The organism is Marinococcus sp. LNHM4E3-1, from assembly GCF_056034405.1.
This window is the reverse complement of record NZ_JBQLID010000010.1, coordinates 78,521-103,496: the sequence shown is the minus strand read 5'-3', so window position 1 is coordinate 103,496 and position 24,976 is coordinate 78,521. Positions and strand designations below refer to the sequence as shown.

Here is a 24,976-nt window from a genome sequence, read left to right as displayed (position 1 = left end):
TTGGAGGAATTTGATGCTTGCACCGCAAACGATTGAAACTGTAAAAGCAACAGCTCCGGCTATTCAGGCCAACGCCGCTGCCATCGGCAACCGTTTTTATGAAATGTTATTTGAAAAAGCACCCGAACTGCGGAATATGTTTAACCAGACGAACCAGGAAACAGGCGTACAGCCGGAAGCTCTTGCTTATTCTGTCTACCAGGCAGGAGCGAATATTGACCGCCTGGAAGAGCTTCGGCCTACTATTGAACGCATAGCGGAAAAACACCGGGCCCTGGATGTCAGGCCGGAGCATTATGGGTTAGTAGGGGAAACACTGCTCGAAGCGGTGGAGGAAGTGCTCGGAGACGCAGCAACTCCGGAGATCCTGGATGCCTGGGGAGAAGCGTATCACGCGCTTGCCGATATCTTTATTCAAAAAGAAGCAGTCAAGTACGAAGAAGTAGAGGCCGCCCGCGGCGGGTGGACAGGCTACCGTCCGTTTTATGTAGCGGAAAAAGTACCGGAGAGCGATGTTATCACTTCATTTTACTTAAAGCCGCAGGACGGTGGAGCGATTATACCGCAGCAGCCGGGACAGTATTTAACGCTGCAGGCAGACATCGAAGGAGAACCCTATACCCATATGCGCCATTACAGTCTATCGGATGCTCCGAATGAAAATTTTTACCGGATCAGCGTAAAGCGTGAGGACCCCGAGGACGGAAACCCGGCCGGTATTGTGTCGAATTATCTGCACCGGGACGTAAAAGAAGGAGATGTACTGCTGTTCGCAGCACCGGCAGGAGAGTTTGTGATGGAAACAGAGGAAATGCCAATTGTACTAATCAGCGGCGGCGTCGGAGTAACCCCGATGATGAGTATGCTGAATACACTCGTGCAGGAAGATACGAAACGAAACGTAACGTTTATTCATGCCGCTGACAGCAGTAAGGTTCATGCCATGAAAGCACATGTGGAGCAGCTCGCAGATACGTATTCAAACATTGAGGCCTATACCTGTTATTCCGAACCGACAGAGGAAGACCGTTCGAACGAAATGTTTGATAAAGAAGGGTATATTGATGCCCCGTGGCTGGAAACCGTCCTTCCTGACGAACAGGCAGATTTTTATTTCTGCGGTCCGACGCCTTTTATGCAAGTAGTTAACGGAATTTTAAAGGATAGAGGAGTGCCGGCAGAACGTCGCCATTATGAAGTTTTCGGGCCGGAAAGCACGATTGAATAATTAAAACCCAGAGATAAAACTGGTTCAGCAGCTGCGGCAGAATCTAAATAGATATGCCGCAGCTGTTTTTAAATTTAATAGAAGAAAGGATGAAAAATATGAAAATCCAGAGTCTTACACAATTAGCTCCTTTCAGCGAAGACCGAATGGCAAATGAAGTTGTTTTTAAAAAGAACAACTGCAAAGCTGTGGTATTTAATTTTTCGCCTGGTCAAAGCCTTCCTCTCCATGATCATCCCTTCACTCAAACATTTGCATTAGTCGTGAGCGGGGAAGGGCTATGTTATACAGAGGATGAGAATTTCCCCGTGAGGGAGGGTGACCTTATTCAATGCGGGCCTACAGAAAAAATAGGGTTTGAAAATAACAGTGATTCCAATTTGAGCATATATGTCACACTAGTATATATCGAAGAAAATTAGCATCTGCCAAAAATTATCTCTGCAATAAATATTAGTATCCTTCCTGCCAGTGATAGGTAGCAGATTAGTAAGTAAATCGTTAGATACTGAAAAACTGCTACTGACGTTCACTGATGCTCACTGACATTCACTGTCACAGCTTACAGAGGCGGACGACTTCTAGGGAGCTTTGTTTATTCCAGGACGAATCTGGTACGGTTAGAAAGCAGATGAAAGGAAGGATGCTGATTTATGCAGACTTTAAACAATGAAGCTAAAACTAACCGAACAAAAAAGTACAGCCTGATCGACACTGATATTCACGAACGGGTAATGTATGAAGATTTGTTTCCATACTTAGAGCAGCCGTGGAGAAGGTATATTGAAGACTGCCACTGGCAGCAGGAAAAACATATGCCATTTACTCAGCCCGCCGTGGCTGGAGTGGACCGGGCTGACGCAAAAACGCCGGACGGAAAACCAGCGGGCACAAGCCTTCCGTTTATGCAGGAGCAGCTGCTTGATGCCAACAATCACGAATTCGGTATTTTAACCGGAGCACTTGATCCATCTCCGTCTTCCATGCACGGATGGTACGAAATGGCCACGGCCCTTGCCAGTGCCTATAACGACTGGCAGATCAATGACTGGCTTGATAAAGACAGCCGCCTGTACGGCTCCGTTCACATTGCAGCCCAGGAAGTAGCGAACGCAGTGAAAGAAATCGAACGCGTCGGCTCTCACCCAAAAATGATTCAGGTGCTTTTGCCCATTGATGATATTGCATGGGGGGATCCTTACTACCATCCAATATTCGAAGCAGCTGAGCGCCATGACCTGATGATCGGCATGCACCATAACGAACCGCCTGCCCCGCTCGGCAAATGGCCAAGATACTTTATTGAATGGCATTCTTTAATTGCAACTTCCCACATGGCACAGATTACGAGCATGATTTTCAACGGGGTGTTTGAGAAATATCCAAACCTGAAGCTGATGATGATTGAGGGCGGCTTCACGTACGTGCCGTTTTTAATGAAGAAACTTGATCAGCAGTTTAAGGATCTTCGCCACGAAGTGCCGTGGGTAACAACGATGCCGAGTGATACGATAAAAAACCGGATGGCATTTACGACCCAGCCGCTTGAAGAAATGAGCAAAAAAGAATGGAATCTCTTAGTAGAGCAGATGGGGACCGATGAAATCATCTGTTTTAGTACGGATTACCCGCACTGGGATTACGATTCACCGGATGAAGCCGTGCCTAAAGGACTTAAAGATGATGTGCTTGAGCGTATCTACGGCGAAAATGCCAGAAAATTCTATCCGAAACTGCCGGCTCGGGGTGCTGTCTGATGGCAGCCGTTATATGCAGGGAAGAGGAGTTGGAAAAGCAGGAAATGATTCCGGGGAGCGTGGATAATATCCCGGTTTTTGTCTGTAGGACGTCCGAGGGAGAAGTCAGGGCGTTTATCGACCGGTGCCCTCACCAGGGAGCCTGCATGTCGAAAGGCAAAATTGACGGTGCTCCTATGAGCACCGCACCTGGTGAATATTCATTTGAACATGAAGGAGACATCGTCCGGTGCCCGTGGCATGGAAGGGAATACAATCTGCGGGAAAGCGGCAAGCCGCTTGCGCCGGTAAAAGGTAAACTAAAAGAATTTTCTGCTTATGTAGAAGACAGCTATGTATATGTAGAACTAAAGAGAGGCTCGTGAGCCTCTCTTTTTTTATTGATATTTTATTGAAAAATAATTAGCTGTTTAAATTGCCTCCGCGGACTTCCTGCAGCTGGCGGACAGCTTCAATCTGCTCATCGTTCAACTCAGCGTAATTGCCGGCAGCGTCTAACGTTAATATAACGGACGTTCCGGTAAGAGAGTATTTATTCGTAAGATCCCCGAACTGCTTGGATTCTACTTTATAATCTGCTTCTTCATACTGATTTTCGTTCGCAAGCGCATAAATATCAAGCTCCGGAATCATTTCGAGCATGATGGCGTCATTGCCCATGATACTGTAGATATCATTTTGTCCCTCTACTTCGCGGACTTCAATTTCCTCATTAGGTTTGCTGATAATAATGTTCATCGTGTCATTCATCCTTTCTACTTCCAAATCAATGATAGTTACCGTACAAAAACGTTCCTCTCATGCTATAACCGTTTCCTTCTTTCCACAAACATAAAAAAAATAAAATTGTAATTGAAATAATCAGATTTCTTTAGGCGTATAAGTAGACATACACTGCTGTGGCACATATGATAGAAAAAGATAAAATAGTGGTAAGGGAGATATGTGATTATGATTGATGCAAATCAGCTGACACCAAATGAAACCTACAATTTAATCGAAGAAATGGAACGCTATGATTCAGACCGTCTGGCATTGAAATGGCAGGACGATAAAGGCAGCCGCCGCGAGGTTACATATCACGAACTGATCCAGCAGGCCAATCAGTACGCCAACGTCCTAACCGGCCTTGGACTTTCCAAAGGAGACAAGGTGCTTGTCATGGTGCCACGTCTCGTGGAAGCCTATGTTACTTATTACGCGTGCCTGAAAGCAGGCCTTGTGATTATTCCTTCGTCAGAAATGCTCCGGGCGGACGATATTAAGTATCGGGCCGACCATTCCGGTTCCCGCGCGATTATTTCGTATGCTCCGTACGCAGAGGAAATTGACCGGATGGATCCTGTGCCGGAGACACTCGAGCATAAGCTGATGATCGGGGGAAGTAAAGAAGGATGGAAAGAAATTGAAACGATGGCAGCAGAAGAATCCCAAAGCTTTAATATTGTACAGACCCACCGTGATGACACTGCCTTTCTTCCGTACACTTCAGGAACGACAGGTAAACCAAAAGCTGTCGTGCACAGTCATGGATGGGCATATGCTCATCTGCGGGTAGCGGCAGATGAGTGGCTCGACATTCACGAAAATGATGTTGTATGGGCTACCGCCGGACCAGGCTGGCAGAAATGGGTCTGGAGCCCGTTTTTATCTGTACTCGGCCAGGGTGCCACCGGGTTTGCCTACAACGGCCGTTTTGATCCGGAGACGTATCTGCAGCTGCTTCAGGATGAAAAAGTAAACGTGCTTTGCTGCACGCCGACAGAGTACCGGCTCATGGCTAAAATTGAAGGTCTCGAAAAGTATGATCTTTCAGCGATGCACAGCGCAGTATCTGCAGGAGAGCCGTTGAATGAAGAAGTCATTCAAGTGTTCCGTGACAAGTTTAATTTGCCGGTTCGCGACGGTTACGGTCAGACAGAAAGCACGCTGCTTATCGGAACGTTAAAGGGCGTTCCTGAAAAAATAGGTTCCATGGGCAAACCAATGATCGAACAGTTTATTGAAATAGTGGATGAAGACGGAAATCCTGCGAAGGCTAATGAAATTGGCAATATCGCTGTGCACCGTAATCTTCCATCGCTGTTTCAGGGCTATTACAGAGAGTCTGAACGTACAAGTGATTCCTATCAGGGTGATTACTTTTTAACTGGCGACAGGGCAATGAAGGATGAAGATAATTATTACTGGTTCCAGGGACGCAGTGATGACATTATTATCAGTTCAGGGTATACGATCGGACCGTTTGAAGTAGAGGATGCACTTACAAAACACCCATCTGTCAAAGAATGTGCCGCTGTGGCAAGCCCGGATGATATCCGGGGCAACGTCGTGAAGGCGTTTATCGTGCCTAACGGCCAGGTGGAAAATGAAGAAGATTTAACGAAGGAACTGCAGAATCACGTAAAGGAAATGACTGCTCCGTATAAATATCCACGCCGCATTGAGTTTGTTGACTCACTGCCAAAGACAAGCTCTGCAAAAATCCGCCGCGTAGAACTCCGCGAACAGGAGCTCGCAAAGGCGAATAAAGAGCAATAGCTGAAACAGCCTGAATTGACTGCCCTGCAGCATATGCTGCAGGGCAGTTTTATATATTTGCGAAACCTGTTTCGTAAATATATAAAATTAAGGGAAAAGTAAAAATATTTTTAGGAAAGCGTTTACCTTACTGATGTTTTCGGTTAGAATAAAAACAACCCCGCCGAGGGGAACGAATTGAAACAAAAATAATAACAATTGTTTCAATTTTAAAAATACGGTGTAAGCATATGATTAAAGGGGGGGCTTATTATTTTATCTCTTATTACATTTATTATTATCGTCGGGGCAATTTGGCTTTTTGCTTTTACCCGAAGCCGCTCAGTTAACACGGACAGCGCTGAAGGGTACTTTCTTGCCGGCAGAAGTTTAACGGGTATTACGATTGCCGGAACAATTATTATGACGAATTTGTCCACAGAACAGATTGTCGGGCAAAACGGCCAAAGCTACGCTTCCGGTATGGAAGTAATGGCCTGGGAGGTAACCTCAGCTATAGCGATTGTATTACTGGCACTTGTGTTTCTCCCTAAATACTTAAAATACGGTGTGGATACTGTTACAGATTTTATTGAAACCAGATACGATAAAACAACGAAACGAATCGCTTCTTTTCTGTTTATTTTCACTTATATGACCTCTTTTTTACCTGTGGTATTGTACTCTGGTTCACTCGTTTTCAACCAGATTTTCGCAGTTGACCAGCTGCTCGGTGTAGAGCCCTTAACAGCCGTAGCTTTTATTGCTGGATTAACAGGACTTATTGGCCTTCTTTACCTGTTAATGGGTGGTTTGAGGTTAAGCGCTTTCAGTGATACCGTCTATGGGATTGCTCTTTTACTCGGGGGACTTACTATTCCTGTTCTTGGTCTTATGGCCTTAGGTGATGGTAATTTTTTCCGTGGAATGGAAACAATTCAGGCCAATACACCTGAAAAATTAAACTCTATTGGCGCTATTGATTCTTCTTATGTCCCGTGGCCGACACTCTTTTTAGGAATGTTTTTTAATAACTTGTTTTTCTGGTGCACAAACCAGATGATCGTACAAAAAGCGCTGGCAGGAAGAAACTTAAAGGAAAGCCAGAAGGGTGCTTTATATGTAGGCTTCTTTAAAATATTCGGCGCATTGTTTCTCGTATTTCCAGGAATTATTGCGTTTAATCTGTTTGGCGGTGAACTTAGAACAGCAGATAACGCGTATCCGCGTCTAGTTACTGAAGTACTGCCGCCGTCGGTGGAAGGAATTTTTGCAGCAGTCATTTTTGGAGCTATTTTAAGTTCATTTGTCGGTGCGTTGAACGCAACCGCTACTCTGTTTACGCTGGACTTTTATAAGCCGCTAATCAAAAAAGATGCAAGCGACAGACAGGTGGCGCGGGCTGGTAAGTTCATTACAGTAATTGTAGCTTTAATTGCTATTTTAATTGCTCCGCTGATTTCGTTTGCTCCGTCGGGTCTTTACAACGTTGTTCAATCGTTTAACGGTTTATACAGTATGCCGCTGCTCGTCATTATCATACTCGGATTCTATTTCAAGTATGGTACCGCCTTTGCCGCAAAAGTGACATTTATTACTCACGTTGTGCTGTACAGTATTTTTTGGCTGTTCATGGACTTTCACTATCTGTACGCCTTCAGCGTGTTGTTCTTTGTCGATATTCTCGTATTATGGTTTGTAAGCCGTCTGAAGCCTCTCGACAGGCCGTTTGAGTTCCAGGAAAATATCAACAAGGTTGATATGACTCCGTGGAAGCACAGAAAATGGGTGAGCGCAGTTATCATTATTACTGTGGTAGTAACCTACCTGCTTTTCTCTCCTATCGGCCTCGCCGGTTAATACAAAATAGATATTAAGAAAGCTGTGGCCCACGGAGGTGCTGCAGCTTTTTTATGTTGAAACGAAGCATCCTTTTCATGGCTGCATACCGAGCCATCTTTTGATTTTCTTACGGAGGAAAAACCCGGCAGTACTCAAAATGAGAAGAAGAGCGAGGGCAATCCAAAGCAGAAGGCGGCTGCCGGAGACAATACTTTGCCCAAACGTGCCGTACATCATCATCCCGGGAAGGATACCGATCATGGTGGCGGAAATGAAATGCGAATATTTAATTTTAGAAAAACCGGACAAATAGCTTAGCATACTGAACCCCATCAGCGGGACGAGACGGAGCACCAGTACTACAAAAAAACCACGGTTTTCCATCAAATATTTCATTCTGGGGTTCCAGGGGATCTGATGTTTGCTGAATATGGTTTTTCCCATAAAACGTCCGATAAAATACCCGCTCGTTGCTCCGCCAAGGGCGCCTGTCCATATATAAAGTACTCCAGGCCATATGCCGTAAGTGATACTTGCAGTAATGGACAAAAGGGAGGAAGGAAAATAAATAAAAGGGCCCAGCGTGTAGGCAAGTAGAAAAACGAAAGGCGAAATCCATCCGAACGAAGTGATGAAGTTCTGAATCTCGGTTGGACGAATGCTCAGTCTGATGTTGAAAAGGTAGTACAGCCCGATCAAAGCAGCAATAAATAAAAAGCCTTTGATAATATTTATACTTGAGCGCACGTTTTCCCTCCTTTGGCTGCAGAAGCGGGGCAGTTTATACAGGTTAATTTTTGTGAAACAAGAGTCTAGGGCGGGATTGTTTTGCGAATTTAGACTATTTCAGCTTAACATGCGGGGATGCATACCAACGACAATTAATGAAAAGCAATATATGAATTATTAAAATAACGCATACATGAAGCCCCAGAAGGGAAATCCAGTAAAACGGCCATATAAACATAAAAACAGGAGAGGATGAATGAACATGGCAAATAGTGTAGCAGGAGTAAAAATTCCTGACAGTAAAATAGCAAAAGAAGCAGCTGATCTATTGAGGGAATACGGGTCCGAACTGCTTTGGAATCACTCGAACCGTGCATATCTTTTCGGGGAAATTCAGGGAAGGGAAGCCGGACTGAAGTATGATTCGGAGCTGTTATATGTGAGTGCATTGTTCCATGATCTCGGGCTGACGACTCAGTACAGCAGTCCTGATAAACGGTTTGAGGTAGACGGGGCCAATGCAGCACGCAGCTTCCTGCAGCAGCATAACATGGAGGATGAATCCATTCGTCTTGTATGGGACGCTATCGCTCTGCATACGACAATTGGGGTAGCAGAGTATAAAGAGTCTGAGGTTTCCCTTCTATATTCAGGGGTGGGTCTTGACGTCATGGGGGACGGATACCATCAGTTTCCTGAAAAATTACGGGAAGAGGTCGTGAGCGCGTACCCGCGGAATAATTTTAAAGAAAAAATTCTTCCTGCTTTTTACGAAGGGTTCAAGCATAAACCCGAGACGACATTTGGAAATATTAAAGCTGACGTTTGCGAGCGGTTTATGCCGGATTATAAGAGTCCTGACTTTTGCGAATGTGTTCTGCATTCGCCGTGGAAAGAATAAAATCGTGATAAACAAACAGTGCTGCCGTTACGACGGCAGCATTTTTTATAGGGGTGGACAATTGAGGTTAAACGCTTTACCATAGTCTCTCATAGTTAAAAAAAAGAGAGGTGGCAAAGATGGGTATTCTTCGTACGAACCGGGCCATTATTATCGCTTTTATGATAGGAACTTTTTCTATTGGTATGACTGAATACGTGATTACTGGTCTTGTCACTCAATTATCGAACGATTTAAATGTACCTGTTTCTCTTACTGGTCTTCTGCTCAGTGTGTACGCTATCAGTGTGGCAGTCTTTGGACCGATCTTTCGTATTACGACGATGAAGTTTCCGGTCAAGCCGGTTTTGATTTCCTGTATGGCAGTCTTTGTACTAAGTAACGTACTGGCAGCAGTGGCCACTTCTTTTACTGTGCTTGTGGTAGCGCGCCTGATTTCAGCGGCGATTCACGCTCCGTTTTTCGGTCTCAGTCTTGCGATGGCCCACCATATTGTGGCCCCGTCGAAAAGAGGGCAGGCTATTGCTGCTGTGCAGGGCGGCTTAACTATATCGATTATGCTTGGGGTGCCGTTCGGATCTTATCTTGGCGGCGTGCTGGAATGGAGAATTGTATTTTGGATGATTGCTGTTCTTGGATTAATTACGCTAATTGGGCTTGTGCTGACCCTGCCAAATGAAAAGCCCACCGAAATACCAAAAGTGAAATATGAACTGGGCGTCTTTAAAGAAAAGACATTTCTTATGACGCTTGCCATCGTTATTCTCGGCTACTCCGGTGTTTTTACCACCTATGTGTTCAAAGAACCGATTCTGCGTGAGATCGGTGGTGTGGATGTCATAGGGGTGACATTCGCGCTGTTTGCGTTTGGTACTGGGGCTGTCGCCGGGAATTTTCTTTCGAGCCGTATCCCGCTTAATCATTTAACGAGCAGGCTGCGTATTGCGTTTCTGCTTTTAACACTCATTTTGGTTTTCTTTATACCAATGATCAGCGTCATCGGCACGTTATTTATCGCAAGCTTTTTACTTGGAATGTTTGCGTTTGGCACAGTGCCGCTGTTAAATGCCAAGCTGCTGATTACCGGGCAGCATGCCCCTTCTCTAGCCGGAACAATAGCTGCAGCCGCCTTTAACCTGGCGAATGCGCTCGGAGCTACTCTGGGAACAATTGTACTGAACGCGGGAGCAACGTTTTTTGTGCTGACACTCTGCGGGGCAGCGCTCTCTGTCATCGGTATTCTGCTTACAGTACTGCTTCACCGGATGGAAAGCAGGAAGGCAGCTGAATCTTCTAACGCAGCGTGAACATTTGAATTAAAGTGATAGGGCTGTCTACGGTGAAACCCGGGACAGCTCTTTTGTATTGATTCAGGCCAGTCCATTTGTTAAAAAATAAAGGTTAAAAAATGAAGAATATGCCGACTTATATCCGACTTTTTCAGAGTAGAACCTTTTAATGAAGTGTCATATCAATCTTTTTTCCCAAAGTAATATTATTTATTATGTATTTAAAAAGATATTAAATTTTATTTACCTAATTAATGTATAAAATATTACTTTTATTAAAATGAGATTACAAATGTCCTAATGTCGTTGTTTAACCACGCTGGGTCAGATATACTCGGTCATGTTGAGTCGCTGATTCAACGCACATAAAAAATCTTTAAACTACTTAATGGAGGTGCAGTTTCACTCCGTCGTGACCAGCCGTTGTTGCTCCAGTCGTGTGGCAAAAAGGCAAGTAAATATATAAGAAAAATAAACAATACCTACTTAATCAAGTTTCGGTGATGGGTACTTCGACGAGTGAACGTTATAATGAAAAAATATCTTTTTGGAACAGCAATTACAGCAGGAGTTCTATTTGGTGCCCCGCAGGCAGCAGATGCGTCAATCGATAATCACGGATCCTTATCTTACGGTGACACTAATTCATCGGTAAACGATTTACAGGAAACCTTAAAGGATGAAGGGTATTTCCACGGCTATACCGGCTCGCGATTTGGTCCAAGAACATTGAGCGCAGTAAAAGAATATCAATCCGATCACGGCATTTCTTCTCCGGCTGGCAATTATTACGGTGTAGCCGGTCCATCGACGCAGGATTCTTTAATGGGATCAGGCTCTTCGGAACAGGTAGCGGGAGTATCTACAAGCAGCAGCTCCGGTATTACGAGTACGGCTAAGCAATACATCGGGTCACCTTATGTATGGGGTGGCACATCCCCAAGCGGTTTTGACTGCAGCGGTTTTATCAACTATGTTTACGAGAAGCACGGTGAAAGTATTCCAAGGACCGTTTCAGGTATGTATAGTGCAAGCTCGAAAGTTTCCAGCCCTTCTCCAGGAGATGTTGTGTTCTTTAACACGAGAGGCGGAGCTTCTCACGCGGGTATTTACGTAGGTAACAATGAATTTGTTCATTCCGGTTCTTCTACAGGCGTAACTACTTCGAGTCTCGACAGCTCTTACTGGGGCCCACGTTACATGGGAGCCGGCCAGCTTTAAAGTAAGAATAAAAACAGGCATGACGCTTATTAAAGGGTCATGCCTGTTTTTTGTATTAGAATACATTCATTATAATAAATCCTCCAACTCCAGCGAGTACCCCGTAAAGAATAGCTGGACCAAGCGTTTTACGGATAACGCTGCCTTCTTTTCCCTCCATGCCAACCACTGCACATGCAGCGACCACGTTGTGAATACAAATCATGTTTCCGGCACCGGAGCCTACAAGCTGTGCCCCCAGTACGACACTGGCATCTACTCCAGTAGCATTGGCGATACTGTATTGTACAGGAGAGAACGTGAGAGTGGAAACGGTGGCACTTCCAGTAATAAATGATCCAAGTTCCCCGAGAAATGGTGCGACAAGAATCCACATCGGACCGAAAGCGGCTGCCATCCCGGCTGCGATATATTCCGGCATACTGGTAATATCGCTGGTGTTGATTCCGGAATTACTGAACACATGCACCATTACAAGCGTAGCAAATAAAGTAATTCCGGTAATTTTGATAGTGGAAAGAGCTTCTTTTGAAGAAGCGGTGAAATTTTTGAATGAACGCCTTTGAATCAGTACTGCAAGCAGTGCCGTAATAGTAAGAATGGTTCCGGGAGAATACAGCAGCTCCCAATTGGAAGTTACCCCTTCAACCCCTAAAATGTTAGTCCAGGAAAGGTCAAGAACGGTAGTCGTAAACTCCCGCAGCCATGGGACAATTCTTGTTAAAAGCAGGAGGGCCACCACGATCAGGTACGGCGACCAGGCGGTAAGAAGACTCATGTCGGATTGTTTAGTATCGATCTCGAAGTCGTCCTGCAGGGCATCCGTCCAGATATCTTTTGGAAGCAGAATTCCTTTTTTTGCGGTGAATGCTGCAGCAGCTAGTCCTGTGAGCGCTCCCAAAATAGCAACAAACTCCGGGCCAAACAGGAACGCATATAATAATGCTGACGACGTGTATACAGCTCCGACCATCAAGGTCCATGGAAGCATCGGCCAAGCATCCTTCAATCCTCTGCCTTTCCCAAAAAACAGGGTTAGTACCACGATTAGAATAAACGGTATAAAGGTGCCGCCGAACAAATCAATTAATGTAACTGTAATACCAACTTCCTGGAAAAAGGCAGGGCCCGCTGCATCAAGCGTGCTGAGACCTACAATGACGGGCGTGCCGACGGCTCCAAAAGCAACAGCTGAACTGTCCGCTATAAGCGCTGTAGATACGGCAGCAAGCGGCTTAAAGCCCAGGGCAAGCATCAACGGAGCGGTAATCATTGCCGGAGTGCCGAAGCCGGAAGCCCCTTCAAGCAGGGAGCCAAACAGAAAAGCTACAATGATCAGCTGCACCCGCATATCCTTTGAAATACTTTGAAACCCCTGGTTAATACGGTCTACAGCTCCGTTTTTCCGAAGTGTATTCAGCAGTACGAGCGCTCCAAATAAAATAAGCAGAATGGTTAATGTTTTATGGGCACCCTGCAGAATAGAAGAAAGAATAACCTGACCCCCCATCCCCCAGACGGTAACGGCAAGCAGGAGCACAATAACAGAACTGAGAGTCATTCCTTTAATGGCAGGCATGCGAAGCAAAACGAGAAAAATAAATGGAAAAATGACAGCGCTTAGGGCAACGAGCATCAGCATAAACTTGTCTCCTTTAGGTGGGGAAAGTTAAAATAAAAATTGAATTCTTTGTTTTGGAGATATGATCATCAGATGTCTTGATTTTATATTAAACGCTTTCATCAATGGATGCAATAGGAGATCCTGACTTAGGAGAGGTGGAAAATTTTTTGTCGCTTTTCAGACATAAATCAGACAATATACTGTCATAGTCGCGATTAAAAATTGATAAAAAAGGGATGAAGCTTGACCGTTTCATATGATGAATGATATTCATTTTACTTGAGGATAAATTTAACATTTTTATTGCTGAGGGATAGAATTATTAGTACATTGATATAAGATGAAAAAATTATTCATACCAACGGTTGCCGGGGAGAGATGCTTTCTTGTCTTTTTTGCCATTAATTATGCTCGAAATAATGCTTCCAATCTTTATTTTGCTGCTGCTCGGAGCAGTACTTCATCGAATATACGATTTTCATCTCAATACGTTGTCGAGGCTGTTAACGGGACTGTTTCTCCCGGTCGTTATTTTTACAAATATTTCAGCGATGGAGGTGGATTCGTCTGTATTGCTTGAAGTTGGTGCCTTTCTGCTGATCCAGTTTTGCCTGCTGGCTCTGCTTGCCGGCGTGTGTGCAAGGTTGTTTGGTATGGATGCGAAGCTTACCGCAACATTTAAAAACAGTGTAGTACTTATGAATTCAGGAAACTTCGGGCTGCCGGTCAGCCAGCTGGTATTTGCTTCTAACCCGCTTGGGGTATCGATCCAGATTATTGTACTGATGTTTCAAAACTTTTTAACGTTTACATATGGAGTTTTTACTTCTGCAACCACACAGAAAACAGGAATAAAGGAAAATCTGGCCCCGTTATTTAAAACGCCCACGATTTATGCCTTAGCGCTTGGTCTTGTGTTTTACATATTTAATCTTTCACTGCCAAAAGCAGCAGAGCAGGTGTTAAATCAGATTGCTGCCGGATTCACGGCCCTCGCGCTTCTTGTCCTGGGAGCACAGATTGCATATCCGAAGCTGAAGCATTTATCCCCGGTTTTCTTTTTTACTATCGGCCTTCGATTAGTGGGGGCCCCGCTTATCGCTTTAGGAATTATTTGGCTGCTGCAGCTTGAAGGAACGCTTGCCCAGGCGTTATTTATTGCAAGCTCGTTTCCCATGTCCAGAAACAGCGCACTGTTTGCGCTCGAATACGATAATTATCCGGAATATGCCGCTCAAAGCGTGCTTATTTCTACAATCCTTGGAGGAATGACGGTTTCCATTGTCATCTTTTTATCGCAGGTATGGTTTGGGTAAAATGGTAAAACGGTCATGAACACTAAAAATAGGAATCCCCCGCTCAGCAGTGAGCGGGGGATTCCTTTAACTGCACATCGTCTCTCTACGTACCGCAGTACGTTCGGTACGGTACAAGCGTGGGAGCCGGAGGTGCCGTATATTTTTCCTGCTCCCTGGTGTGGGCATAAGGCTCTGAAAGTACATCCATAAGCTGATTCATGAGAGTGTAATCTCCATTTTTTTCGGCAGCTTCAAGTGCTTCTTCCACATGATGATTCCGCGGAATTACCGCCGGGTTGTGGTCACGCATCAGCTGGCGGACAGCATCTTTAGATTCGTTTTGTCTACCGAGACGCTCCAGCCATTGTTCCTGCCAGGAAGTAAATCTGCTATCTGTAAACAGCCCGGAGTCGTCCAGCTTGTTAAAGGTGAGGGCCCGGAAGGTATTCGTGTAATCTGCTTCGTATTCCTGCATAAGGTTGAGCAGGTCTGTAATAAGTGCTTCGTCTTCCGTTTCTTCTGTGAAAAGCCCGAGTTTTGCACGCATACCCTGAAGCCAGTACTCATTAAACTGTTGAGGGAAACGGGAAATTTCTGCCTGCGCGAGCTCGACGGCTTTTTCCTGGTTTTCGTCAATTAGCGGCACGAGGGCTTCGGCAAAACGGGAAAGGTTCCACTCTGCCATAATCGGCTGTCGTCCGTAAGCGTAGCGGCCACGCGCATCGATGGAACTGAATACGGTCTTCGGGTCATAGCTGTTCATAAACGCGCATGGACCATAGTCGATGGTTTCGCCGCTGAGTGCCATATTATCGCTGTTCATTACCCCGTGAATGAAACCGGCAAGCTGCCATTTGGCAATCAAGGAAGCCTGGCGTGTAACAACTTCCCGGAGCAGCATCAGGTACGGATGTTCCGTTTCCCTGACTTCTGGATAGTGCCGGCTGATCGTATAGTCGGCAAGGGCTTTTAGATCATTCATCGATCCGCGGTTTAAAGCATATTCAAACGTGCCAACGCGCAGATGACTGGAGGCCGTGCGTGTTAATACCGCTCCGGTCAGTACACTTTCGCGAAAGACAGGCTCACCAGTTTTAACAACGGCGAGGCTCCGGGTAGTCGGTATGCCAAGAGCATGCATGGCTTCACTGATAATATATTCGCGAAGCATTGGACCGAGAGCGGCTCGTCCATCACCGCCGCGTGAATAAGGTGTGCGGCCGGATCCTTTCAGCTGAATGTCGACTCTGCGTCCATCCGGCGTTATTTGTTCTCCGTGAAGCAGGGCACGCCCGTCCCCAAGCATCGTAAAATGGCCAAACTGATGACCGGCGTAAGCCTGGGCAAGGGGGAATCCGTTTTCCGGCGTTTCGCTGCCTGCAAGTACCTGTACGCCTTTCTCCTCTTTTAATGCCTCACTGTCGAGACCGAGAGAGTCAGCAAGCTGTTCGTTCAGTACAATCAGCTCCGGGTTCTGAGCCGGAGCAGGGATGATTTTGGAGAAAAAGGTGTGCGGAAGGGAGGCATAGCTGTGTTCAAGCTGCCAGCCCGCTTGTTTTAGAGTATTTTTGTCAGCCATAAAGACTCCTTTAAAATATATTTTTAAAACGCAGCAAGCTATATCGGACAAATCATTATTTATAAAATGTACATTTTCATTATACAGGCCTGCGTCGGGGTTCTTCAAATTTAAAGATGCGAATTATATACATGTAAAAAACGCTTCCTGCGTTCAGCAGAAAGCGCGAATATTTGACTATCTTAATCAGAAATGATTATACGTCTTTATGATGGAACGGACATTTGCCTTCTATTGGCTTAATGTCGTCTCCAATGAAAAACTGCTTCCACTCGTTGTGCGTCGGATCGCCGAAATGGCTGATATCCGGGTGGGTGGGAAGGTTATCCCACTTTTCCACGCGCGACCGCACCTTCTCTCTCGACATGATGCCGCCTTTTTCTGTGCCTTCGAGACCTTCAAAAATAGCCCGGGGCTGAAAGCCGAGAATCAAACTGTTTCCCAGATCTCTCGTTTTCCGCTGTTTATAGGCCGGGGCGTTACCGAAAACAAAAACAGGCTCGCCGGCAAAATGGTAATCCCACAGAAAATGATCAGGATCCTTTGGCTTGTCTCCCGGCCAGCTGTACCGGTCCTGTTCATGCAGATGCTGCAGAACGTCCCAGAAATAAGAACGATAATAATCGACGGACTGCTCGCGTATTTCCGGCTCGACGAAAAGGAAAAGACCGTGCCGGGTAAAGGGCGGTTCATTCATTAAATGCAGAAAGCTTTCAAGCACGCCGCCAAGGTGATCCCACTGATCATGAGTAATATAAGAGTAGCGGAGCTCTCCTTTTCGCTGGGCTTTCATACCGAAAAAGCAGGGGAACTCCGGGTTGGTTACAACACGCTTAAAGGTCTGGTACTCCTCCTGCAGCCAGGAGGGAAGCTCGTGGGACGTTTCCATGTCTTCTTTCGTCAGCAGGTAAGGGCTGTTCGTTTTTAACATACTGCTACTCCTTTCATTCAAAAATCAAGTGCGCCTGCCTGGTTTAAAAAAGCTTTCAGCCAATGCAGCATCATTGCCGGCTGAAAGCTTATATAAAAAGGTTTAGCTGCTGCTGTTCTCTACGGCATTGGTAAGCGTATTGAATTCCTCGTCGCCCAGTTTGATGCCGGCTGCAGCGATATTATCTTCAAGGTGGCTTACTGTGGACGTTCCGGGAATTGGCAGGATAACGTCAGAGCGCTTCAACAGCCACGCAAGCGCAAGCTGAGCTGGTTTCGCATTGTGTTCCTCTGCCAGCTGAGCCAACGGTCCGCCTTCCTGGGCCAGTTCCCCAGTAGCAAGAGGGAACCATGGGATAAAGGCAATATTATTATCAGTACAATAGTCGAGCATTTCTTCGGATTCACGATTGGCCAGGTTATAGCGGTTTTGCACAGAAGCAATGGAAGTTACCTTTTGCGCTTCTTTAAATTGCTCTGTATTCACTTCACTGAGTCCAATGTGACGGATTTTTCCTTCCTCCTGCATTTTTTTCAGCTCGCCTACCTGATCTGCAATCGGCACTTCAGGGTCTACCCGGTGCAGCTGCATAAGGTCGATGCGTTCAAGACCAAGATCCATCAGGTTCAGCTCCACCTGCTGGCGCAGGTATTCCGGACGTCCCACAGGGCGCCAGTCATTTGGGCCTGCACGGGTGAGGCCGACCTTTGTCGCGATCGTCATGTCATCATTATACGGATGAAGAGATTCTTTAATGAGGCGGTTCGCCGTGAACGGGCCATAGGCATCTGCCGTATCAATAAAGTTCACTCCGAGCTCTGATGCCCGGCGGAGCACCCGGACGGCTTCATCAGGATTGGATGGTTCCTTCCATACTCCTTCACCTGTCAGCTGCATGGCGCCGTATCCTAGACGGTTTACTTCTATATCGCCGCCGATCCGGAATGTGCCGGCCTGATCTGCGGTAATGTCTGAATTACTCATATATGATCCTCCTTCGATGAAAACAAAAGTTTGTACACCTTAATCATCATACCCGCGCCGGGGTCTTTTTAATCAAATGCTTTTCCTCAGAAGAATAACAGCTGAAGGGAGATGCATTTATATTAAAAAAGATGAGAGAAAGGTAGTTTTCGAGCGGGCTCGTAAAGGTATAGAACAGAAGACGCATGAAATTATTCTCAGATTTAAAGAGTAATATTCAACATAGAAGGGCGTGTAATGGATGAATTCTTCATGGATTGAAATTAACGTAAAGGCTGTACGAAACAATATTCATCAAATTAAAAACCGGATGCCGGATAAATTTTTTGCAGGCATCGTTAAAAGCAATGCCTACGGCCATGGACTGGTGCCTATGGCCAAGTACATTGAAAACGAAGTTGATTATTTAGCGGTAGGGGTGGAGGAAGAAGGCGTTGAACTGCGAAACAACGGCGTGAAGGCTCCCATATTAATTTTAGGCCCTTATTTCAGTGCAGAAAGTGTAATCGATTACAATCTGACGCCAACCGTTGATACGATTGAAAAAATGAAAAAATTAGATGAAGCGGCAGAGAAGAAAAACGTGGGGGCATATCCCTTCCACTTAAAAATCAATATTTCTTTAAACCGTTTCGGTCTGGATGAAAAGGATTTAAACTCATTTCTGGAGGTTTACCAGGCATTAAAGTCAGTAAAAATGGAAGGCGTTTACTCTCATTTTGCCGCAAACAGGCATGCAGAAAAGATTATTTCCCAGAGTGACCGCTTAAAGCAGTGTATAGAAATCATAACAAAAATTTATCAAATCCATCCGGAGTATGTGCACATGGCTAACAGCGCGATAGCTGTTAAACATCCGGAGCTTGGCTTTAATATGATACGTATTGGCAATGCCATGTTCGGGCAGGCGGCGAGCAGAAATGGTCTGCGTTTTGAAGAAACGTTTGAGCTGAAAACACCTCTTCTTGAAACGAGGGAAATTGAAGCAGGGAGCACAGCGGGCTACGGAGACACAAAGCCGTTGGATGAACCAATGACTGTTGGTCTTATTCCGCTCGGAGAAGCCCACGGCTTTAACTTTGCCCGTGAGAAACAGTCCGATACGTTAAAAAAGCTCGCCTTTAATATTCTGCGGGATGTGCGTTCCTATATCCGTTCCCCGGCGAAAATATTCTGTGGAGAAGAACCGGTTTCGATAGTAGGGAAACCGAGTTCGCAGTTTTCACTGGTGGATGTGACAGGGAAATCAGTCAGCGAAGGAGATGCTTTAACGGCAAGAGTTTCGATCATGAATGTGCAGGAATCCATTGAACGGAAGTATATAGAATAACAGCAAAAAACGACCCGCAGCCTCCTTTGATTGGAGACCGCGGGCCGTTTTTTTTATGAATTAATAAGCTGCTCAAGCACAGAAGCATTTTCCGCTAGTCCATCGGAAGGCCAGCTTCTTCCCTCGAGGAGGCCAAGGGAGAGCGATTGCATACCGGTAATGTAGTAGTTATCGGAGATCGTTTCACTGTAGGATTCTCCGTTTGCCAGTTCAATAGAGACTTTGCACGGTTGTTCTGTCGGCACAAACGCCTGGTGGGCTCGAAGCACACCTTTCGTTCCAACCACCTCGTATTCGTTTCGGAGGGCCGCATTCATACCGGAGTCGAAATGGGCCAGCCTGCCGTCCGGAAATGTAAGAATTCCTGCAGCTGCCCAGTCACTGCGTTCGTTTTCATGAAATGAATAAAAAGCTTTCGCGTGCTCCGGTTCCCCCATAACCTGACGAATGGCATGAATGCAGTAGCAGCCGACATCATACAGACTTCCACCCCCTTCAGCCTGCGAGTGAAGCCGAATGTTGCCCTCGGTATGCTGCAGCGGGAAGGTAAACGATGAGCGCATCGTCACTACGTCTCCGATCGCATTACCTGCAAGCATTTTTTGTACAAGCTGGTGCTGAGGGTGGAACCGGTACATGAATGCTTCCATAAACTGAACGCCGTTTTCTTCGCAGGCTTTTTTTATTTCTCCGGCCTCTGCCTGAGTCAGTGCTGCCGGCTTTTCGCATAATACATGCTTCTGCTTTCCGGCAGCTTTGATGCTCCATTCCTTGTGGAGGTGATTGGGGAGAGGAATGTAGACCGCATCGATGTCCGGGTCTTCAAGCAGAGCATCGTAGCTTTGATACACCTTAGGAATATCAAAAGCTTCGGCGAGTTCTCCGGCTTTGCCGCTGCCGCTTGCGATCGCATATGCTTCGGCATTTTCTGTATGCTGCAGTGCAGGCAGCACCTTTCTTCTGGCGATATCGGCTGTACCTAAAATTCCCCATCGAATAGTTTTCATCAAAAAGCCTCCTAATTAATTACAAAATGCAGTCTCGTTCCCACATTGTACACTATTATGATAGAAGCTGCCTGTCATTCAGAACAAGCGGGTGTCCGAGCGGTTAAAAAATTCCCTGCAATAGAAGAGCCACTGCCAGGAAAAAGCCGCACAGAACGGTACTTTTAATCGATGCCCCCATGAGCGGACCATAAGATTCAGAAGGGTTGGTATCTTCAAGGGCGGCATACGCCTTTGCGAGCGGCCACGCAGAAATAACGGCAATCAGAGCGTACCAGGGGAGCGCCCCGACGAAAATACCTAAGGAAATCGTAAGCATCGCAAGCAGGGTAAAGGCTTTCGAGAGAAGCAGTCCTTTCTTTTCCCCGAGTACGACGACGAGCGTATTTTTTCCGGAGTCACGGTCAGCACGCCAATGAAGAAAATGATGATTGTAAAGCACCATAGTCGTTAATATGCCGATCGGCAGAGAGAGAAAAAAGGCCCGAACGTCGAAAAATCCCGTCTGCACGTAGTAGCTTCCCATCACGGGAAGCACCCCGAACGAAAGCAGGATGGCGACTTCGCCGTATCCCTTGCCCCGGTAACCGAATTTGAAGGGAGGGGCTACATAAAAATAAGCAAGCAGTCCGCCGGCGGCAGCCAGTATCAAAAGCGGCCACCCTTTGGCAATACTTAAAATGACACCACATAAAAGAGCGAGGGCGAAAAACATCCATGTAACAGACGCGAATGTTTTTTCAGAGACCCGGCCTCCTGTCAGCATGCCGGAATTGGTGGAAACGTCGTTTGCCGTATCCTGTGCCTTTGTATCAACACCGTTACGGTAGTCCCACAAATCGTTCACCATGTTGGAAAACAAGTGGGCGCTGAATGCCCCGATCAGTGTAATAATAAACCAAAGCGGCTCAAAGACCCCGTTCCATGCGAAAGCACCAAGTGCCCCTAATAGGACAGGCATTAGCATGACGGACAAAAAGCTTGCCCGAGCGGCCTCCAGCCAAAAAGAAATTGTTTGTTTCATAAGCAACCTCCTTTCCATATGAAATAAGCATAAAGAAATGAAATAAAACTGCTTATGAATTATATCAAAAAGAAAAGCCGAACACCTGATTAGTGTTTTAGGGACACGTGAACAGGTGTATGAAAGTAAAAAAGGATTATTAATTAAAAGCCTCTTCCACAAACGAGATCCACGCCTGGGCGGCCTGCGTCTGATAGCTTTGCTTCCGCCAGATAAGCGCGAGCCGCCAGTGCAGTAATTCATCGTCTACTGCCAGCACGGAAACATTGCTGGTATTTGCTTTATGGACAACTGTTTCGGGAAGGAGGGCGACGCCGAGGCCCGCCATGGCACTCTCAAATAAAAAGTCCCACTGGGAGCTTTCGTAAAGAATTTCGGGTTCAAAGCCGGCCTGGATGCATGACTCCATGACCCGGTCGTACAGAGCAAATCCCTGTTGAAACATTAAAAAGGGTTCATGCTTTAAATCCTTCATTTGTATGCTTTCGCGGCCGGCAAGCGGATGATCCGCCGAAGTGACGGCAAGAATTTTCCGGTCGATGATCTGTCGGACCTCAAACTGTTCTTCATCGACTGGAAGAATGGCTACACCGACATCGATATTTCCTTCGAGCAGAGACTGCTCCATAATTTTCGCCCCTTCTTCGACAATGTGCATGCCGGCTTCCGGATAGGCTCTGCGGAAGTCGGCAATAATTTCGGGGAAAAAGCTGGAGCCAATGACGGGCGGGAGCCCGAACGTAAAGCTGCCTTTTTTATGCAGCTTAATTTCTTCTGCTTCCTGCCACAAATCCTCTGCGCTGCGGAGTACCTTCCGGGCATGCTGGCGGATAATTTCGCCTTCTTTTGTAACGAAAAGGTGACGGGTGGAGCGGTCGAGCAGACGGAGACCGATTTCTTCTTCAAGCTGATGAATTGTTTTGCTTAAAGCGGGCTGTGAAATGTGCAGCTTCTCGCTGGCCCGGGAGAAGCTTAGCTCCTTGCAGACTTCGAGGAAAAAACGAAGCTGTTTGATATCCATGCGTCACCTCTTATTCCATTTAGTAATAAATTTATATTATTTATCTATTTTACTTATGAAAGCGCTATTAGTAAAGTGGAGTTACCAATTAAAGGACTGAAAGGGGTTTATACAATGACGAAGATACAGACATCTTTTGAAGAGAGCGTTGCCCGCATTCAGGACGGTGCTACGCTGATTGTCGGAGGGTTCGGCCTTTGCGGTATTCCGGAAAAAGCCATTCAGGCGCTGGCTGAAAAGGGAACGAAGAATTTAACAGTAGTCAGTAATAACTGCGGTGTCAACGACTGGGGGCTTGGACTGCTGCTGGAAAATAAACAGATTAATAAAATGGTGGCCTCCTACGTAGGAGAAAATAAAATTTTTGAAGAGCAGTACTTAAACGGGGAACTAGAGGTGGAACTTGTGCCTCAGGGAACGCTTGCAGAGCGTATCCGGGCAGGCGGCGCTGGTATTCCCGGCTTTTACACGCCGACCGGGGTAGGAACTCCGATCGCTGAAGGTAAAGAGCATAAGGTTATCGGCGGCAGGCAGTGCATTCTTGAAGAAGCTATTCAGGGGGATGCGGCTCTTGTAAAAGCATGGAAGGGCGATGCCTATGGAAACCTCATTTACCGAAAAACAGCCCGTAATTTTAATCCGCTGGCGGCAGCGGCAGGGAAATTCACTATCGCAGAGGTGGAAGAGCTGGTTGACGTCGGTGAACTAGATCCGGACTTTATCCATACGCCGAGCCTGTACGTTCAGCATCTGCTTGTCGGAGCATCGTATGAAAAACGTATCGAACGAAAAACGGTCCAGCAGGCATAAAAGGAGGATGAAAAGAATGAGTAGTCAAAGAGAAAACATTATACAACGGGCAGTAAAGGAAATCGAAGACGGCACGATCGTAAATCTGGGCATCGGCATGCCGACCATGATTGCCAACTACATTCCGGCAGAGAAAAATATATTTCTTCACTCCGAAAATGGCCTGCTTGGCATCGGACCGTATCCGGAGGAGGAAGACGTGGATGCGGATCTGATTAATGCCGGGAAAGAAACCGTAACAGTCAAACAGGGAGGGTCTTTTTTTGATAACGCGGAATCCTTTGCTATGATCCGCGGCGGTCATATTGATCTCGCAATTCTTGGGGGCATGGAGGTTTCCGCGCAGGGAGATCTTGCAAACTGGATGATCCCGGGAAAAATGGTTAAAGGCATGGGCGGTGCCATGGATATCGTGCAGGGAGCGCAAAAAGTAGTTATCATCATGACTCATACGAACAAAGAAGGAGAATCAAAAATCCGATCAGAATGTGCTCTCCCGCTGACCGGCGAAAAAGTAGTGGACCGGTTGATTACAGATATGGCGGTTTTTGATTTTACGCCATCGGGCATGGTGCTGAGAGAAGTATTGAACGGAGCAGATGTAAAAACAGTAGAGCAGTATACAGAAGCTTCTTTTACAATTGATGAAGCTCTGATAGACCGGGAGGGGAAACAATGAAGATGGAAGAGGTTCTGCTTGGAGGAGCGGTACGGACTCCGGTGGGCGGCTTTATGGGCAGCTTAAAGGACGTACCGGCTGTAGATCTGGGGGCACTTGTGATTGAAGAAGCACTTGAGCGTGCCGGTGTCCCGAAGGAAGAAGTAGATGAAGTCATTATGGGGAACGTGCTGCAGGCAGGTCTTGGGCAGAACCCGGCAAGGCTGGCTTCTTTAAAGGCCGGTCTTTCTGAAAATGTACCTGCTATGACCATTAACAAAGTGTGCGGATCCGGCTTGAAGGCCGTCCATCTGGCGGCTCAGGCCGTGCTGTCCGGCGATGCGGAAATCGTCGTTGCCGGCGGGATGGAAAACATGAGTCGGGCTCCGTACCTGCAGATGAACGCGCGCAGCGGCTTTGGCATGGGAGACCAGAAGCTGGTGGACAGCATGCTTCACGACGGTCTGATGTGTGCAGTGGAAAACTATCATATGGGTGTGACAGCCGAAAACATCAATCACGAATACGGCTTTACACGCGAGGAACAGGATTCGTTCGCCGCAGCCAGTCAGCAGAAGGCAGCAGCAGCGAGAGATAATGGGCTGTTCAAAGAAGAAATCGTGGCCGTCCATGTGCCTCAGCGAAAAGGAGATCCCATCGAGATAGTGGATGATGAACATATCCGAAGTGACACAACGGTGGAAAAGCTGAAAAAATTAAAGCCGGCGTTTCAAAAGGATGGAAGCGTGACCGCAGGCAACGCCTCCGGGATTAATGACGGGGCAGCAGCGGTTATTGTCATGAGTGAGAAGAAAGCGAAGGAGCTGGACATTACAGGGATCGCTCGTATTGCCGGCAACGCTAGTGCTGCCGTGGATCCGAGCGTGATGGGGCTGGGGCCGGTCCCGGCCATCCGAAAAGCTTTAGATAAAGCTTCCACTCCGATGGAAGATATCGATCTGATTGAAGCAAACGAAGCGTTTGCCGCCCAGTCACTAGCTGTGCAAAGAGACTTGAATATCGATTCGGAGAAGCTGAATGTAAACGGGGGAGCAATCGCGTTAGGGCATCCGATTGGGGCAAGCGGCACAAGGGTTTTCGTGACCCTGCTCCATCAGATGAAGCGCCAGCAGGCGGATACGGGGTTGGCAGCTTTATGTATCGGAGGCGGCCAGGGCGTTGCCACCGTCGTGAAAAGAGTTTAAATAAAAACGTTAATATGA

Annotated in this window: 23 protein-coding genes; 14 read left to right on the top strand and 9 right to left on the bottom strand. The window is 46.5% G+C overall.

Features of this window, described 5'->3' with window-relative positions; all coding sequences use genetic code 11:
* Window positions 1-13: 13 nt before the first annotated feature.
* The 4 genes from hmpA to ACTRXI_RS11890 all read left to right on the top strand — a co-directional run bounded on the left by hmpA (window position 14) and on the right by ACTRXI_RS11890 (window position 3,350).
* Window positions 14-1,228, top strand: a complete 1,215-nt coding sequence (gene hmpA, locus ACTRXI_RS11905; protein WP_474262780.1) for an NO-inducible flavohemoprotein — start codon at window positions 14-16, stop codon at window positions 1,226-1,228.
* 98 nt (window positions 1,229-1,326) lie between these two features.
* The gene (locus ACTRXI_RS11900) at window positions 1,327-1,650 is read left to right on the top strand and encodes a cupin domain-containing protein (RefSeq protein ID WP_474262778.1); all 324 of its coding nucleotides are present in this window, start codon (window positions 1,327-1,329) and stop codon (window positions 1,648-1,650) included.
* 231 nt (window positions 1,651-1,881) lie between these two features.
* Window positions 1,882-2,985 (top strand): amidohydrolase family protein, encoded by a 1,104-nt coding sequence (locus ACTRXI_RS11895; protein ID WP_474262776.1) that lies wholly within the window; start codon window positions 1,882-1,884, stop codon window positions 2,983-2,985.
* Window positions 2,985-3,350 carry a Rieske (2Fe-2S) protein gene (locus ACTRXI_RS11890; RefSeq protein ID WP_091614391.1) on the top strand — a complete coding sequence of 122 codons (366 nt, stop codon included), beginning with the start codon at window positions 2,985-2,987 and terminating at the stop codon, window positions 3,348-3,350. Before ACTRXI_RS11895 ends, ACTRXI_RS11890 begins: the two co-directional genes overlap by 1 nt.
* 37 nt (window positions 3,351-3,387) lie before the next feature.
* Here ACTRXI_RS11890 and ACTRXI_RS11885 read toward each other — a convergent pair whose 3' ends face one another.
* Window positions 3,388-3,735, bottom strand: a complete 348-nt coding sequence (locus tag ACTRXI_RS11885; protein ID WP_474262774.1) for a hypothetical protein — start codon at window positions 3,733-3,735, stop codon at window positions 3,388-3,390.
* 201 nt (window positions 3,736-3,936) lie between these two features.
* Between ACTRXI_RS11885 and mbcS the strand changes: the two genes are divergently transcribed.
* Together mbcS and ACTRXI_RS11875 are read left to right on the top strand one after the other, a co-directional pair.
* Window positions 3,937-5,526, top strand: a complete 1,590-nt coding sequence (mbcS, locus tag ACTRXI_RS11880; RefSeq protein ID WP_474262772.1) for an acyl-CoA synthetase MbcS — start codon at window positions 3,937-3,939, stop codon at window positions 5,524-5,526.
* 249 nt (window positions 5,527-5,775) lie between these two features.
* Window positions 5,776-7,365 (top strand): solute:sodium symporter family transporter, encoded by a 1,590-nt coding sequence (locus ACTRXI_RS11875; protein ID WP_474262807.1) that lies wholly within the window; start codon window positions 5,776-5,778, stop codon window positions 7,363-7,365.
* A gap of 75 nt (window positions 7,366-7,440) precedes the next feature.
* Here ACTRXI_RS11875 and ACTRXI_RS11870 read toward each other — a convergent pair whose 3' ends face one another.
* A complete protein-coding gene (locus tag ACTRXI_RS11870; RefSeq protein WP_474262770.1) occupies window positions 7,441-8,094 on the bottom strand; it encodes a TVP38/TMEM64 family protein in 654 nt (217 codons plus the stop codon).
* A 244-nt stretch (window positions 8,095-8,338) separates the two neighbouring features.
* On the opposite strand from ACTRXI_RS11870, the gene ACTRXI_RS11865 reads away from it, so the two are divergent.
* The 3 genes from ACTRXI_RS11865 to ACTRXI_RS11855 all read left to right on the top strand — a co-directional run bounded on the left by ACTRXI_RS11865 (window position 8,339) and on the right by ACTRXI_RS11855 (window position 11,487).
* Entirely contained in the window at window positions 8,339-8,977 is a 639-nt protein-coding gene (locus ACTRXI_RS11865; protein WP_022794018.1) for an HD domain-containing protein, read from the top strand.
* A 119-nt stretch (window positions 8,978-9,096) separates the two neighbouring features.
* Window positions 9,097-10,284: an MFS transporter gene (locus tag ACTRXI_RS11860; protein ID WP_474262768.1), complete on the top strand. Its 1,188-nt coding sequence runs from the start codon at window positions 9,097-9,099 to the stop codon at window positions 10,282-10,284.
* Window positions 10,285-10,797: 513 nt separating this feature from the next.
* Window positions 10,798-11,487, top strand: coding sequence for a C40 family peptidase (locus tag ACTRXI_RS11855; protein ID WP_474262766.1), 690 nt, complete (start codon window positions 10,798-10,800; stop codon window positions 11,485-11,487).
* 55 nt (window positions 11,488-11,542) lie between these two features.
* Here ACTRXI_RS11855 and ACTRXI_RS11850 read toward each other — a convergent pair whose 3' ends face one another.
* Window positions 11,543-13,129 (bottom strand): L-lactate permease, encoded by a 1,587-nt coding sequence (locus ACTRXI_RS11850; protein WP_474262764.1) that lies wholly within the window; start codon window positions 13,127-13,129, stop codon window positions 11,543-11,545.
* A 368-nt stretch (window positions 13,130-13,497) separates the two neighbouring features.
* Here ACTRXI_RS11850 and ACTRXI_RS11845 point away from each other — a divergent pair, with 368 nt between their 5' ends.
* Window positions 13,498-14,427: an AEC family transporter gene (locus tag ACTRXI_RS11845; RefSeq protein WP_474262762.1), complete on the top strand. Its 930-nt coding sequence runs from the start codon at window positions 13,498-13,500 to the stop codon at window positions 14,425-14,427.
* A gap of 85 nt (window positions 14,428-14,512) precedes the next feature.
* Here ACTRXI_RS11845 and ACTRXI_RS11840 read toward each other — a convergent pair whose 3' ends face one another.
* The 3 genes from ACTRXI_RS11840 to ACTRXI_RS11830 form a co-directional block, all read right to left on the bottom strand.
* Window positions 14,513-15,988, bottom strand: coding sequence for a protein adenylyltransferase SelO (locus tag ACTRXI_RS11840; protein ID WP_474262760.1), 1,476 nt, complete (start codon window positions 15,986-15,988; stop codon window positions 14,513-14,515).
* A 196-nt stretch (window positions 15,989-16,184) separates the two neighbouring features.
* A complete protein-coding gene (locus ACTRXI_RS11835) occupies window positions 16,185-16,919 on the bottom strand; it encodes a YqcI/YcgG family protein (protein ID WP_474262758.1) in 735 nt (244 codons plus the stop codon).
* Between the two features lie 102 nt (window positions 16,920-17,021).
* Window positions 17,022-17,903 carry an aldo/keto reductase gene (locus ACTRXI_RS11830; protein WP_474262756.1) on the bottom strand — a complete coding sequence of 294 codons (882 nt, stop codon included), beginning with the start codon at window positions 17,901-17,903 and terminating at the stop codon, window positions 17,022-17,024.
* 241 nt (window positions 17,904-18,144) lie between these two features.
* On the opposite strand from ACTRXI_RS11830, the gene alr reads away from it, so the two are divergent.
* Window positions 18,145-19,233, top strand: coding sequence for an alanine racemase (alr, locus tag ACTRXI_RS11825; RefSeq protein ID WP_474262754.1), 1,089 nt, complete (start codon window positions 18,145-18,147; stop codon window positions 19,231-19,233).
* Between the two features lie 53 nt (window positions 19,234-19,286).
* Here the strand turns inward: alr and ACTRXI_RS11820 are convergent, their stop codons facing one another.
* The 3 genes from ACTRXI_RS11820 to ACTRXI_RS11810 form a co-directional block, all read right to left on the bottom strand.
* A complete protein-coding gene (locus ACTRXI_RS11820; RefSeq protein ID WP_474262751.1) occupies window positions 19,287-20,240 on the bottom strand; it encodes a Gfo/Idh/MocA family protein in 954 nt (317 codons plus the stop codon).
* A 103-nt stretch (window positions 20,241-20,343) separates the two neighbouring features.
* Window positions 20,344-21,264, bottom strand: a complete 921-nt coding sequence (locus ACTRXI_RS11815; RefSeq protein ID WP_474262749.1) for a UbiA family prenyltransferase — start codon at window positions 21,262-21,264, stop codon at window positions 20,344-20,346.
* Between the two features lie 139 nt (window positions 21,265-21,403).
* Complete coding sequence (locus ACTRXI_RS11810) at window positions 21,404-22,285, bottom strand: LysR family transcriptional regulator (RefSeq protein ID WP_474262747.1); 882 nt, start codon at window positions 22,283-22,285, stop codon at window positions 21,404-21,406.
* A gap of 114 nt (window positions 22,286-22,399) precedes the next feature.
* Here ACTRXI_RS11810 and ACTRXI_RS11805 point away from each other — a divergent pair, with 114 nt between their 5' ends.
* From ACTRXI_RS11805 to ACTRXI_RS11795, 3 genes are read left to right on the top strand one after another with little or no spacing between them, the layout of a single operon-like run.
* Entirely contained in the window at window positions 22,400-23,095 is a 696-nt protein-coding gene (locus ACTRXI_RS11805) for a CoA transferase subunit A (protein ID WP_474262745.1), read from the top strand.
* A gap of 16 nt (window positions 23,096-23,111) precedes the next feature.
* On the top strand, window positions 23,112-23,774 hold the full coding sequence (locus ACTRXI_RS11800; protein ID WP_474262743.1) for a 3-oxoacid CoA-transferase subunit B: 663 nt from the start codon (window positions 23,112-23,114) through the stop codon (window positions 23,772-23,774).
* Window positions 23,771-24,958 (top strand): acetyl-CoA C-acetyltransferase, encoded by a 1,188-nt coding sequence (locus ACTRXI_RS11795; protein WP_474262741.1) that lies wholly within the window; start codon window positions 23,771-23,773, stop codon window positions 24,956-24,958. Before ACTRXI_RS11800 ends, ACTRXI_RS11795 begins: the two co-directional genes overlap by 4 nt.
* Window positions 24,959-24,976 lie beyond the last annotated feature (18 nt).

Bases quoted from the DNA above. Each gene is read 5' to 3' on its own strand.
- ACTRXI_RS11805 (WP_474262745.1), top strand. From the start codon at position 22,400: ATGACGAAGATACAGACATCTTTTGAAGAGAGCGTTGCCCGCATTCAG.
- mbcS (WP_474262772.1), top strand. From the start codon at position 3,937: ATGATTGATGCAAATCAGCTGACACCAAATGAAACCTACAATTTAATC.
- hmpA (WP_474262780.1), top strand. From the start codon at position 14: ATGCTTGCACCGCAAACGATTGAAACTGTAAAAGCAACAGCTCCGGCT.
- ACTRXI_RS11820 (WP_474262751.1), bottom strand. From the start codon at position 20,240: ATGAAAACTATTCGATGGGGAATTTTAGGTACAGCCGATATCGCCAGA.
- ACTRXI_RS11855 (WP_474262766.1), top strand. From the start codon at position 10,798: ATGAAAAAATATCTTTTTGGAACAGCAATTACAGCAGGAGTTCTATTT.
- ACTRXI_RS11885 (WP_474262774.1), bottom strand. From the start codon at position 3,735: ATGAATGACACGATGAACATTATTATCAGCAAACCTAATGAGGAAATT.
- ACTRXI_RS11890 (WP_091614391.1), top strand. From the start codon at position 2,985: ATGGCAGCCGTTATATGCAGGGAAGAGGAGTTGGAAAAGCAGGAAATG.
- ACTRXI_RS11830 (WP_474262756.1), bottom strand. From the start codon at position 17,903: ATGAGTAATTCAGACATTACCGCAGATCAGGCCGGCACATTCCGGATC.
- ACTRXI_RS11865 (WP_022794018.1), top strand. From the start codon at position 8,339: ATGGCAAATAGTGTAGCAGGAGTAAAAATTCCTGACAGTAAAATAGCA.
- ACTRXI_RS11860 (WP_474262768.1), top strand. From the start codon at position 9,097: ATGGGTATTCTTCGTACGAACCGGGCCATTATTATCGCTTTTATGATA.
- ACTRXI_RS11835 (WP_474262758.1), bottom strand. From the start codon at position 16,919: ATGTTAAAAACGAACAGCCCTTACCTGCTGACGAAAGAAGACATGGAA.
- ACTRXI_RS11810 (WP_474262747.1), bottom strand. From the start codon at position 22,285: ATGGATATCAAACAGCTTCGTTTTTTCCTCGAAGTCTGCAAGGAGCTA.
- ACTRXI_RS11850 (WP_474262764.1), bottom strand. From the start codon at position 13,129: ATGCTGATGCTCGTTGCCCTAAGCGCTGTCATTTTTCCATTTATTTTT.
- ACTRXI_RS11815 (WP_474262749.1), bottom strand. From the start codon at position 21,264: ATGAAACAAACAATTTCTTTTTGGCTGGAGGCCGCTCGGGCAAGCTTT.
- ACTRXI_RS11840 (WP_474262760.1), bottom strand. From the start codon at position 15,988: ATGGCTGACAAAAATACTCTAAAACAAGCGGGCTGGCAGCTTGAACAC.
- ACTRXI_RS11895 (WP_474262776.1), top strand. From the start codon at position 1,882: ATGCAGACTTTAAACAATGAAGCTAAAACTAACCGAACAAAAAAGTAC.
- ACTRXI_RS11795 (WP_474262741.1), top strand. From the start codon at position 23,771: ATGAAGATGGAAGAGGTTCTGCTTGGAGGAGCGGTACGGACTCCGGTG.
- ACTRXI_RS11800 (WP_474262743.1), top strand. From the start codon at position 23,112: ATGAGTAGTCAAAGAGAAAACATTATACAACGGGCAGTAAAGGAAATC.
- alr (WP_474262754.1), top strand. From the start codon at position 18,145: ATGAATTCTTCATGGATTGAAATTAACGTAAAGGCTGTACGAAACAAT.
- ACTRXI_RS11900 (WP_474262778.1), top strand. From the start codon at position 1,327: ATGAAAATCCAGAGTCTTACACAATTAGCTCCTTTCAGCGAAGACCGA.